Source organism: Rhodoferax sp. GW821-FHT07G04, from assembly GCF_059418585.1.
Genome location: NZ_JBWKQD010000004.1, coordinates 103,448 through 114,941, shown reverse-complemented (window position 1 = coordinate 114,941; position 11,494 = coordinate 103,448). Strand labels below are relative to the sequence as shown.

The 11,494-nt window shown below is 63.6% G+C and carries 10 protein-coding genes; 1 reads left to right on the top strand and 9 read right to left on the bottom strand.

Going from position 1 to position 11,494, the window contains the following annotated elements; genetic code table 11:
- Positions 1-12: 12 nt before the first annotated feature.
- The 8 genes from rng to AC07OO_RS19815 are packed head-to-tail and all read right to left on the bottom strand — an operon-like array spanning position 13 to position 6,959.
- Entirely contained in the window at positions 13-1,491 is a 1,479-nt protein-coding gene (rng, locus tag AC07OO_RS19850) for a ribonuclease G (protein ID WP_495083875.1), read from the bottom strand.
- A 38-nt stretch (positions 1,492-1,529) separates the two neighbouring features.
- Positions 1,530-2,144 (bottom strand): Maf family protein, encoded by a 615-nt coding sequence (locus tag AC07OO_RS19845; RefSeq protein ID WP_495083874.1) that lies wholly within the window; start codon positions 2,142-2,144, stop codon positions 1,530-1,532.
- Positions 2,145-2,153: 9 nt separating this feature from the next.
- Positions 2,154-2,621 carry a 23S rRNA (pseudouridine(1915)-N(3))-methyltransferase RlmH gene (gene rlmH, locus AC07OO_RS19840; protein ID WP_495083873.1) on the bottom strand — a complete coding sequence of 156 codons (468 nt, stop codon included), beginning with the start codon at positions 2,619-2,621 and terminating at the stop codon, positions 2,154-2,156.
- Between the two features lie 8 nt (positions 2,622-2,629).
- Complete coding sequence (gene rsfS, locus AC07OO_RS19835; RefSeq protein ID WP_495083872.1) at positions 2,630-3,334, bottom strand: ribosome silencing factor; 705 nt, start codon at positions 3,332-3,334, stop codon at positions 2,630-2,632.
- Positions 3,334-3,945: a nicotinate (nicotinamide) nucleotide adenylyltransferase gene (gene nadD / locus AC07OO_RS19830; RefSeq protein ID WP_495083871.1), complete on the bottom strand. Its 612-nt coding sequence runs from the start codon at positions 3,943-3,945 to the stop codon at positions 3,334-3,336. The genes rsfS and nadD overlap by 1 nt, the downstream gene beginning before the upstream one ends.
- 2 nt (positions 3,946-3,947) lie before the next feature.
- Positions 3,948-4,871, bottom strand: coding sequence for an oxygen-dependent coproporphyrinogen oxidase (gene hemF / locus AC07OO_RS19825; RefSeq protein ID WP_495083870.1), 924 nt, complete (start codon positions 4,869-4,871; stop codon positions 3,948-3,950).
- On the bottom strand, positions 4,868-6,193 hold the full coding sequence (gene purD, locus AC07OO_RS19820; RefSeq protein ID WP_495083869.1) for a phosphoribosylamine--glycine ligase: 1,326 nt from the start codon (positions 6,191-6,193) through the stop codon (positions 4,868-4,870). Before purD ends, hemF begins: the two co-directional genes overlap by 4 nt.
- Before the next feature lie 46 nt (positions 6,194-6,239).
- A complete protein-coding gene (locus AC07OO_RS19815; protein WP_495083868.1) occupies positions 6,240-6,959 on the bottom strand; it encodes a YebC/PmpR family DNA-binding transcriptional regulator in 720 nt (239 codons plus the stop codon).
- Between the two features lie 58 nt (positions 6,960-7,017).
- Here AC07OO_RS19815 and AC07OO_RS19810 point away from each other — a divergent pair, with 58 nt between their 5' ends.
- On the top strand, positions 7,018-8,625 hold the full coding sequence (locus AC07OO_RS19810; RefSeq protein ID WP_495083867.1) for a helicase HerA-like domain-containing protein: 1,608 nt from the start codon (positions 7,018-7,020) through the stop codon (positions 8,623-8,625).
- Positions 8,626-8,798: 173 nt separating this feature from the next.
- On the opposite strand, the gene AC07OO_RS19805 is transcribed toward AC07OO_RS19810, so the two are convergent.
- The gene (locus AC07OO_RS19805; protein WP_495083866.1) at positions 8,799-11,483 is read right to left on the bottom strand and encodes an InlB B-repeat-containing protein; all 2,685 of its coding nucleotides are present in this window, start codon (positions 11,481-11,483) and stop codon (positions 8,799-8,801) included.
- Between the last annotated feature and the right edge of the window lie 11 nt (positions 11,484-11,494).

Sequence of the window (11,494 nt, the reverse complement as noted above, 5' to 3'; positions counted from 1 at the left end):
CAGTCGGGCAGGCTACAGCAGCACGATATCGTACTGGTCTTGCCCCATCGCGGCTTCGCTTTGCAGCGACACGGGCTTGCCAATGAACTCGCTCAAGCCTGCGAGGTGCTGGCTCTCTTCGTCCAGAAACAATTCGATGACCTTGGGCGAGGCCACCACGCGAAACTCGCGCGGGTTGAACTGCCGGGCCTCACGCAGGATCTCGCGAAAGATGTCATAAGCCACGCTGCGCGGCGTCTTGACGATGCCCTTGCCATCACAGGTGGGGCATGGCTCGCACAGCATGTGGGCCAGCGACTCGCGGGTGCGCTTGCGCGTCATCTCCACCAGGCCCAACTGCGAGAAGCCGCCCGCCATGGTCTTGACCCGGTCCCGCGCCAGCTGCTTGCGGAATTCGGCCAGCACGGCGTCACGGTGGTCTTCGCGCACCATGTCGATGAAGTCCACGATGATGATGCCACCCAGGTTGCGTAGCCGCAGCTGGCGGGCAATGGCCTGCGCGGCCTCCAGATTGGTCTTGAAGATGGTGTCGTCGAAATTGCGCGCGCCGACAAAGCCACCCGTGTTGACATCGACCGTGGTCAAGGCCTCGGTCTGGTCCACGATCAGGTAACCGCCCGATTTGAGGTCCACACGGCGACCCAGCGCTTTTTCAATCTCTTCGTCGATGGAGAACAGGTCAAAGATGGGGCGCTCGCCCTTGTAGTGCTGCAGCTTTTCAGCGGCCATGGGCATGAACTCGGCGCCAAAGGCCTTCAGCGCTTCAAACTGCTCGCGCGAATCCACGCGTATGGTCTGCGTGGCCTCGCCCACCATGTCGCGCAGCACGCGCTGCAATAGGCTCAAGTCCTGGTGCAGCAGAGATTGCGGCGGCAGGCGCGTGGAGGCGTCCTTGATGCGGGCCCAGGCCTTGCGCAGGTAGCCAATGTCATCGGCCAGCTCGGCATCGGTCGCGTCTTCGCCATTGGTGCGCAGGATGAAACCACCGCCCTGCGTGCCAGCCAGGTTTTGCATGCGCGTGCGCAATTCGTCGCGCTGCTCCTTGGGAATTTTTTGCGACACGCCGATGTGGTCGTCCTGCGGCAGAAACACCAGCAGGCGCCCAGCAATACTGATCTGTGTGGACAGACGCGCGCCCTTGGTGCCGATGGGCTCCTTGATGACCTGCACCATCAGCGACTGGCCTTCGAAAATCTGCTTTTCGATCGGCACGATGGGAGCCGCGCCCTTGGCGATGAACGGCGCCTCGCCATCGGGCTGGCGGTGCCAGACATCGGCCACGTGCAAAAAGGCCGCGCGCTCCAGGCCGATGTCGATGAAGGCCGACTGCATGCCGGGCAGCACACGCGCCACCTTGCCCAGGTAGACATTGCCCACCAGACCGCGCTCCAACGTGCGCTCGACATGCAGCTCTTGCAGCGCACCGTTCTCCAGTATGGCCACGCGGGCCTCTTGCGGGGACCAATTGATCAAAATGTCATTGTTTTGCATCACAGCCAGTCCGGTTTTTTGTGTCTATCGTGGTCGGCTCAGAGCCTGAAACCCAGGGACCGCAATGCCTGCGCGGTCTCGAACAAGGGCAGACCCATGATGCCAGAGTAGCTACCGTTTATGCGTGCAATATGCGCGGCCACCCTGCCCTGCACCGCATAGGCGCCGGCCTTGCCCATGGGTTCGCCCGAGGCTACATAGGCGTCGATATCGGCCTCACCCATTTCGGCAAACGTGACCCAGGATTCGCTGCAGGCCACGACCCGTTGGTCGCCCACGCCGATGGCGATAGCCGTCAGGACCTGGTGGGCGCGGTTGGACAGCGCACGCAGCATGCGCTTGGCGTCATCGGCATCCGCGGGCTTGCCCAGAATGGTTTGCCCCACGGCCACTGTGGTGTCGGCACACAGAATGGGCGCTGCTTGCAGGTTGCGCCGCGCCAGACGTTGCTGGGCGGCCTGCAGCTTCAGCGCCGTGACGCGCTGCACGTAAACCGTGGGGTCTTCGTTAGGGAGCACGGCTTCCAGCGCCTCGGCATCTTCTTCCTGGGCATCTGCCAGCAACAGGATGTGGCGCACACCCAATTGGTCCAGCAACTGGCTACGCCTAGGGCTTTGGGATGCCAAGTAGATGAAGTCGGGAACGGATTGCATTTAAAAAGACTATTCCCGATGGTAAGGATGGTTGGCGTTGACGGACCAGGCGCGGTACAGCTGCTCGATCAGCAGCACACGCACCATGGCGTGCGGCAAGGTCAGGTCCGACAGGCGGATGCGCTCGTGCGCGGCCTGACGGAAGGCGGGGTCCAGCCCGTCGGGGCCGCCTATGACCAGGGCCACATCGGTGCCGCCCAATTGCCAGTCCTTGAGCTTGCCGGCCAGTGCTACCGTGGTGAGGTTGGTGCCGCGCTCGTCCAGGGCGACTATGCGTGTGCCCTTGGGAATGGCAGCCTCGATGCGGGCGCGCTCGGCGGCGTAGAGGGTCTCCAGCGTCTTGGAGCCGCGGGGCTCGGTCTTGACGGCCTTGAGCTCAACCTGCAGCTCGCGCGGGAAGCGCTTGGCGTAGTCGTCCCAGGCTGTTTGCGCCCAATCGGGCACCCGCTGTCCGACGGCGACGATGATCAGCCGCACGGACGCTGTCAGGCTTTACGGGCGACCGTCTTCTTGGCGGCAACTTTCTTGGCCGCAGGCTTGGGCGCAAACTTCGCCGCAGGTTTGGCAGCCGCGGGCTTGCCCACCACGACACGCTTGGCGGCAGCTGGCGCGGCAGCCTTCTTGGTTGCTACTTTTTTCGCAGCCACCTTCTTGGCCGGTGCCTTGGCCGCCTTGTCGGCGTCCTTCTTCAACTGGGCCTTGGACGGGAAGGCCTCGGCCACGCCCTTCTTGGCGGCATTGGAGCGCTTCAGGCTCACTGGCTCTTTGGATGCTGCCTTGGCAGCAGCCTTGGCGCCTTCAGAGGCAGCCGCGGGCTTGGCCGCGCCCAGCTTCATGCGCACGGGCTTCTCGCCCCACAGCTCTTCCAGGTTGTAGTACTGGCGGAAGGTGGGCTGCATGATGTGCACCACAGCTTGGCCGCAGTCCACAATGATCCATTCACCGTTCTCTTCACCTTCGATGCGGGGCTTGGGAAAGCCGGCTTCGCGCACGGCGTCGCGCACGCTGGCGGCCAGGGCCTTGGTCTGCCTGTTGGAGGTACCCGATGCCACAACCACCCGTTCGAACAATGCAGACAAATGTTCCGTGTCAAACACCTGGATGTCCTGGGCTTTGACGTCTTCCAGGCCATCGACGATGGCGCGCTGGAGCTTGGTGGTGTCTTTTTTGGCAACGGTGGATGTAGTCATCAGGCAATTCGGTAAAGGTGGTGTTGGGCAATATAACGCGCAACGGGATCAAAAACCAGTGGGGCGGCAGGCTGGCCGTGGGCCAAGCGCTGGCGGATTTCGGTGGCACTGACCTCCATGGGAGGCATTTCAAGCCGTCGCAAGCCTGGAACACTGGAAGGCACTGCATCAAAAATGCCCTCAGCCCTCGTGGAATCGGCGCGATCAGCTACACATATTGTAGCGATTTCGGGAATCTCGCGAATTCGGTGCCAGGAACCCAGTGCCTGGGCCTGGTCTTCCCCCAGCACCAGAAACAGTTGGGCATCCGGATACTCGGTGCGCAATTCCAACAGCGTGTCGACCGTATAGCTGGGGCCGGTGCGCAGCGTTTCGCGCGGGTCCACGACCACGCAGTCCAGTTCGGCAAACGCCAGGTGGGCCATTTCCAGGCGGTGCTGCGCCAATGTCAGACTGCGGGCCTTGTGGTAAGCCTCGCCGGTGGGAATGACGAACAGCACGTCCAGCCGCAACTGATCAATGGCGGTCTGCGCCAATGCCACATGGGCGATATGGGGCGGGTCAAAGGCGCCGCCAAAGACACCGATGCGGCGCGGCAATGCTGCTGCCACCCTCAGACCCAATCGCGCCGGGGCAAGAAATGCGTGTACAGCGCGGCCTCCGGCGTGCCGGCCTCGGGCACGGCCTGGTAGGCCCAACTGGCCAAAGGCGGCATAGACAGCAAGATAGACTCCGTGCGGCCACCCGATTGCAGGCCGAAATGCGTGCCCCGGTCCCACACCAAGTTGAACTCCACATAGCGGCCACGGCGGTAGAGCTGGAAGTTGCGCTCGCGCTCGCCATAGGCCGTGTCCTTGCGGCGTTCGGCGATGGGCGTATAGGCCTTCAGGAAGGCATCGCCTACGGATTGCATCAGCGCAAAACCGGTGTCGAAGCCGCCCTCTGAAAAATCGTCATAAAAGATGCCGCCAATACCGCGCTGTTCGTCCCGGTGCTTCAGGTAGAAATACTCGTCGCACCATTGCTTGAAGCGCGGGTACTTGTCAGCGCCAAAGGGCTGAACGGCGTCACGGCAGGTGGCGTGGAAGTGGCGCGCATCTTCCTCGTGGCCATAGAACGGCGTCAGGTCCATGCCGCCACCAAACCAGCACACGGCTTCATGCCCGGGGTGACCCGCCGAAATCATGCGCACGTTCATGTGCACGGTGGGCACATAGGGGTTGCGTGGATGGAAGACCAGCGACACGCCCATGGCCTCGAACGGCGCACCGGCCAGCTCGGGCCGGTGCTGCGTGGCCGACGGCGGCAGCTTGGGGCCGCGCACGTGCGAGAAGCCGCAACCGGCCCGCTCGAATACCGTGCCACCTTCCAGGATGCGGGTGATGCCATTGCCCTGCAAAGGCTCACCGGGCGCCTTCTCCCAGGCGTCGGACACAAAGGGAACCGAACCCCCGTCCATGGCCGCGACGGCATCGGTGATGCGCAGCTGCAGGCCCTGCAGGTAGGCGCGCACCTGCGCGACCCGCGTGTCACTCATCGACCCGCCTTGTTGCCGTCGGCACCGGGCTTCATGGCACGGTGGCCGATGTCCTGGCGGTACTGCATGCCGTCAAAGCGGATACCGGGGATCACGTCATACGCCACTTGGCGGGCGGCCTTGGCGTTTTCGGCCAGCGCGGTCACGCACAACACGCGGCCACCGCTGGTCACGGTGGCACCATCGCCCGCCTCGGTGCCCGCATGGAAGACCATGCAGGTTTCTTGTGCGGCGGGCAGGCCGTGGATGGCATCACCCTTGCGGGGTGTCATCGGATAGCCATGGGCGGCCAGAACAACACCCAAGGCGGTGCGGCGGTCCCATTCCAGCTCCATGTTGGCCAGGCCACCATGCTCGGTGGCGGCCATCAGCACGTCCACCAAGTCGGTCTTCAGGCGCATCAGAATGGGCTGGGTCTCGGGGTCGCCCATGCGGCAGTTGAATTCCAGCGTTTTGACCTGCCCTTGCGGGTCGATCATCAGGCCGGCGTACAGGAAGCCGGTGTAGGGAATGCCGTCTTGTTCCATGCCCTTGAGCGTCGGCAGGATGATCTCGCGCATGGCGCGGGCGTGGACCTGGGGCGTGACCACCGGTGCGGGCGAATACGCGCCCATGCCACCGGTGTTGGGGCCCTGATCATCGTCCAGCAGGCGTTTGTGGTCCTGGCTGGTGGCCAGTGCCACCACGTCCTTGCCATCGCACAGCACCATGAAGCTGGCTTCTTCGCCTTCCAGGAACTCTTCGATGACCACGCGCGGCACGGCTTGGCCGCCCTCGCCCGCGTTGTGCACCACGCCCAGCTTGTTGTCCAGCAGCATGAAGTCGATGGCGGCATGTGCTTCGTCCAGCGTCATCGCCACAACCACGCCCTTGCCCGCGGCCAGGCCATCGGCCTTGACCACGATGGGCGCACCCATGCGGTCCACATAGGCGTGAGCCGCTTTCGGGTCGGTGAATGCTTCGTAGGCTGCGGTGGGAATGTTGTGCCGCTGCATGAAGGCCTTGGAGAAGGCCTTGGAGCTTTCCAGTTGCGCGGCCGCCTTGGTGGGGCCGAAGATGCGCAGGCCGTGGGCGCGGAACTCGTCCACCACACCGGCCGCCAAGGGGCCTTCGGGGCCGACCAGGGTCAGGCCGATCTTGTTTTCTTGCGCCCATTCGCGCAGAGCCACCACGTCGGTGATGGGCACGTTCTTCAGGCGGCTGTCCAGCGCGGTACCGCCATTGCCGGGCGCCACGTAGACCATTTGCACCTTGTCGGACTGTGCCAACTTCCAGGCCATGGCGTGCTCGCGGCCGCCTCCGCCAATCACCAGAACATTCATATGGGCTCCCTATCCGCCGTCATCCGGCCGTTGCAGTTATTGTTTTTCATAGCGCGGCGTTGTGGTAAATCTCTTGGGTATCGTCCAGGTCTTCCAGCACGTCCAGCAGTTTTTGCATGCGCGCCGCATCGTCGCCGCTGAGCTCGATGGTGTTTTCGGCACGCATGGTGACGCCCGACACTTCAGCGGTGAACCCAGCAGCCTCTAGCGCCTGCTTGACGGCTTCGTAATCGGCAAAGCCCGTCAGCACCTCGATGGCGCCGTCGTCGTCCGTGATGACGTCTTCGGCACCGGCCTCCAGCGCCACTTCCATGAGCTTGTCTTCGTTGGTGCCCGGTGCGTAGATCAGTTGCCCGCAGTGCTTGAACTGGAACACCACCGAACCCTCGGTGCCCATATTGCCGCCGTGCTTGCTGAAGGCGTGGCGCACTTCAGCAACGGTACGCACGCGGTTGTCGGTCATGGTGTCCACCACAATGGCGGCGCCGCCGATGCCATAGCCTTCGTAACGGATTTCTTCGTAGCTGACACCGTCCAGCGAACCGGTAGCCTTGTCGACGTTGTATTTGACACGGTCCGCCGGCATGTTGGCGGCCTTGGCCTTTTCGATGGCCAGGCGTAGCCGGGGGTTCATGGCAGGGTCTCCGCCGCCTGCACGGGCCGCTACGGTGATTTCACGAACAATGCGCGTCCAGATCTTTCCCCGCTTCTCGTCCTGGCGACCTTTGCGGTGCTGAATATTGGCCCATTTGCTGTGTCCTGCCACGTGAAATCCTTTGAAAAATCGTTACGCTACGGGCTCAATTGTACTTTTTGAGAATCCCATGGCCGCCCTCGACGACACCAGCATCCTGATTGCCCAGCACGGCACGGACAACACCCTTGTCCAGTGCGCCCTGTTGCCCAGCAAGGCCAACCGCCACGGCCTGATCACCGGCGCCACTGGCACCGGCAAAACCATCACCCTGCAAACCATGGCCGAGGGCTTTTCGCGCCTGGGTGTGCCAGTCTTCATGGCCGACATCAAAGGCGACCTGACGGGCATCTCGCAGCAAGGCAACTCCACCCCCAAGCTAGCCAAGATCTTGGCGGAGCACCAGTTGCCCGAACCGGCCTACCAGGCCTACCCCACCACACTGTGGGATGTGTTTGGCGAGCAAGGCCACCCGGTGCGCGCCACCGTCAGCGACCTGGGCCCGCTGCTCTTGGCCCGCATGCTCAACCTGAACGAAACCCAGGCCGGCGTACTGCAACTGGTGTTCAAGATTGCCGATGACGATGGCCTGCTGCTGCTGGACATGAAAGACCTGCGCGCCATGTGCCAGGACGTGGGCGAAAACGCCGGCCAGTACACCACCAGCTACGGCAACATCAGCGCCGCCAGCATAGGCGCCATCCAGCGCGCGCTGATGCAGATCGAGCAACAGGGCGGCGAGAAATTCTTTGGCGAGCCCATGCTCAACATCGCCGACTTCATGCAGACCGACGCCAACGGACGCGGCATGGTCAACGTCCTGGCGGCCGACAAGCTGATGAACGCTCCCCGCCTGTATGCCACCTTCCTGCTGTGGCTGCTGAGCGAGCTGTTCGAGACCCTGCCCGAGGTTGGCGACCTGGACAAGCCCAAGATGGTGTTCTTCTTCGACGAGGCCCACCTGCTGTTCAACGACGCGCCCAAGGTGTTGCTGGAACGCATCGAGCTGGTGGTGCGCCTGGTGCGTAGCAAGGGCGTGGGTGTGTATTTCGTCACGCAAAACCCGCTGGACATACCCGACACCGTGCTGGCCCAACTGGGCAACCGCGTGCAGCATGCCCTGCGCGCCTTCACGCCGCGCGACCAAAAGGCCGTCAAATCCGCAGCCGAGACCATGCGCCCCAAAGAGGGGCTGGACATTGGCACGGCCATCTCGGAGCTGGGTGTGGGCGAGGCCCTGGTCAGCTTCCTGGACGACAAGGGCCGCCCCTGCCCCACCGAGCGTGTCTACGTGTTGCCGCCTTGCAGCCAGATCGGGCCTATCACGCCCGCGCAGCGCCAATCGCTGCTGGCCGAATCGCTGGTGGCCGGTGTGTATGAAAAGGCGGTGGACCGGGAATCGGCATTTGAAGCGCTCAAGGGCCGCACCCAGACGCGCCAACCGGCCGGCACCGTGGCGCCAACCGCGCCCTCGCCGTCCGCAGCGCCCCCCATGCCAACACCCACTGCGGCACCGGCCCCAGCAAACGCCACCCCCGCGCCTGCGACACCACCCGCCGCACCCGAGAAAAGCATCTTCGACAGCCTGGGCGACATGCTCAGCGGCGGTGCCCGCCGGTCGCGTGCCAGCGCAGGCGAGCAAATGATCAAGAGCGCTGCCAGCTCCATTGGACGCGAAGTGGGGCGACAGATCATCCGCGGCGTGCTGGGCGGGATATTTGGGGGCTCCAAGCGCTAGCCACCCGCCGCTCTGGCAAGAGGGCAGCAAAAATACCCAAATCGGGGTTCATGGCAAAGGGCGTTGGTAAAAATCGCCTCTAGCCCTCGTCATATCTAGCGATACCGCTATTATTTCTGCAGCAGCCTGAGACTCACTCGGCAGCGCGGCTGGCCACCGAGTGAGCCCATTGCTTAGCGGACGCTGAAGCCCTGCGACTGGAGCGCAAACCAGTTGGCCTGCACCCGCAGCCGGTAGCGCGTGGGGCTTTCCTGCCACCAGAATTCGCTCTCCTTGCCGGCGGGTACGCCACCCAGCGTCAGATCGGGCACCAGCACGAGGTTCTGGCCCTGGAAGGTCACGTTGGCCGTACCGTCTAACTGGATGCTCATCGTGCTGCTGCTGTCCAGCGATTTCAGGATACGGCCCAAGGCATCGGATTCACCAAAGGCGGCGTAGAGGACTTGCACATTGCCCGCCGAATCGATGAAGCGCAAATTGCCGTCGCTGCCGGTGAAGAAGCTCGCGACGCCCGAGGGATTTGGCTGTTTCTCCACAAACACGCCAGGGCTCACAACGTAGGTGGCGCCGCCCACCTGGGCCGACATCACGCCATTGTTTTGCAGGCTCAGCGTGGCACCAATGGGCAGCAAGCCGACCATCTCGGGCAGGTTTTGCACGGTGGGCATCACCAACAAGGCGGTGCCGCCGGCCACGATCTGGTATTGGCCGTTACCAATCGGGTAGAGGCCATTGGGCCGTGGATCATTGGTCTGCACGGAGAGCGGCGTAAACACCACGTTCTGGCCATTGGGTGCGGCCATGACCACGCTGCCCTGCGGCGTTTGCTCTACGAACCGCAGCCCGGAGCCCAGCACGGGTGCCAGCGTGTTCACAACGCCAGTCATCACGCTGGGGCCATTCAAACCAGCCATGTTCAGCACGGGTGGCGCGCCGGTGACGCCGGGCAGGGCTGGCGTAGGCAGCACCGGAATGACTTCGGTCACCGGCGGCACGACGACTGCGGCTGCAATCACAGCGGCCGTGGCCACCGAGCAGGTTTCGGTACCTGTCGTCACGCCCGCTGTGGCAATGGGCGTCACGCAGAAGAACAGGTAGTCGCCCTGCTCTGCTGCCGCCACGGTGTGCGTCAGTGCCGTTTCATTGGCGATGGCGGTCTTGGTGGCGCCGCTGCTCTGGCTATCGCGCATCCAGCGGAAGGTGGATGTACCTTGCGCATCGCCCTGGGCGTCGAAGTAGGTGTAGCTGCCGGTGAGCTGGGCAGCCACCTGGGGCGTGCCAGACACGGTGACATTGGTCGCCGTGGGCGCAGTGTTGGCCGCAAAGCTGGCGGTCACTGCCTTGGCCGCCGTCACATTGCTCAGCACGCAGCTGGCACCGGAGCAATCACCGCTGAAGGCCGTGAAGGTATAGCCCACATTGGGCGTGGCCGTGCAGGTGCTGCTGCTGCCGTGCGACACGGGGTTGGGCGTGCAGCTGACCGTGCCGCCCGCAACCGGGTTGGCCGTGGCCGTGATGGCATAGGTGTTCAGCGCAAAGCCGGCGGTCACGCTCTTGGCCGACGTGACATTGCTCAGGGTACAGCTGGCACCGGTGCAATCGCCGCTAAACGCCGTGAAGCTGTAGCCTGCATTGGGCGTGGCCGTGCAGGTGCTGCTGCTGCCGTGCGGCACCGGGTCGGGCGTACAACTGACCGTGCCGCCGGCCACCGGGCTGGCCGTAGCGGTAACGGTGTAGCTATTGAGCGCGAAGCCGGCTGTCACGCTCTTGGCCGATGTGACATTGCTCAGCGTGCAACTGGCGCCGTTGCAGTCGCCACTAAAAGCCGTGAAGCTGTAGCCCGCGTTCGGCGTGGCCGTGCAAATAGTGGATCCGCCATGCGACACCGGGTTGGGCGTACAACTGACCGTGCCGCCTGCAACAGGGCTGGCCGTGGTGGCAACCGTGTAGCTATTCTGCGTGAAGCTGGCGGTGACGGACTTGGCTGACGTGACATTGCTCAGCACGCAGCTGGCACCGGTGCAATCCCCACTGAAAGCCGTGAAGCTATAGCCTGCATTGGGCGTGGCCGTACAGGTGCTGCTGCTGCCATGCGAGACGGGATTGGGCGTGCAGCTAACCGTGCCGCCCGCCACCGGGCTGGCCGAGGCGGTGATCGCGTAGGTAATGGCCGTGAAATTGGCGGTCACGCTCTTGGCCGATAGCACATTGCTCAAGGTGCAGCTGGCGCCGGTGCAATCACCACTAAAGGCCGTGAAGCTGTAGCCCGCATTGGGTGTGGCCGTGCAGGTACTGCTGCTGCCACCGGCCACCGGGTTGGGCGTGCAACTGACCGTGCCGCCGGCCACCGGGTTGGCGGTCGCGGTGATGGGGAAGCTGGCGAGGTCGCCGTTGATGGTGATGGAGTAACTGCCGTACAAGGGGAATACCGCATCGGCCGCACCCGAGTAGCTGGTGATGACCAGCCAGTAGCTGGTGTTGGGTGCCAGGCCGGTGGCCGTCAGCTTGGCATGGGGGTAGGTATTGCCGTCATCGTCGGCGAACAGCAAATTGGCGCCGGGGCTGGCTGGAGCAAACGAAGAATACAGGGCCAGAAAGGAGTCGAAAGGTGTGTTGCTGTCCACCGTGGCGGTGACCGTACCGCCCGTGGAGCCGGTCTTGATCTCGATGGCGGCATAGGGCAGTGCATCGTTGGCCGAATCCGCAAAACCCGCGCGGTCTGTGGTCCGGTTGAAGGTGGGCGAACCAACACTCAGGCTGTCGGCCACAACAATGGTGGAGGCCTGCGCCCCGCCTGCAAGCCACAGCGACTGCACCAGCAGCGCCGCAAACACCGTTTTAAGAAATTTGGAAATCATGGTGTTCGTCT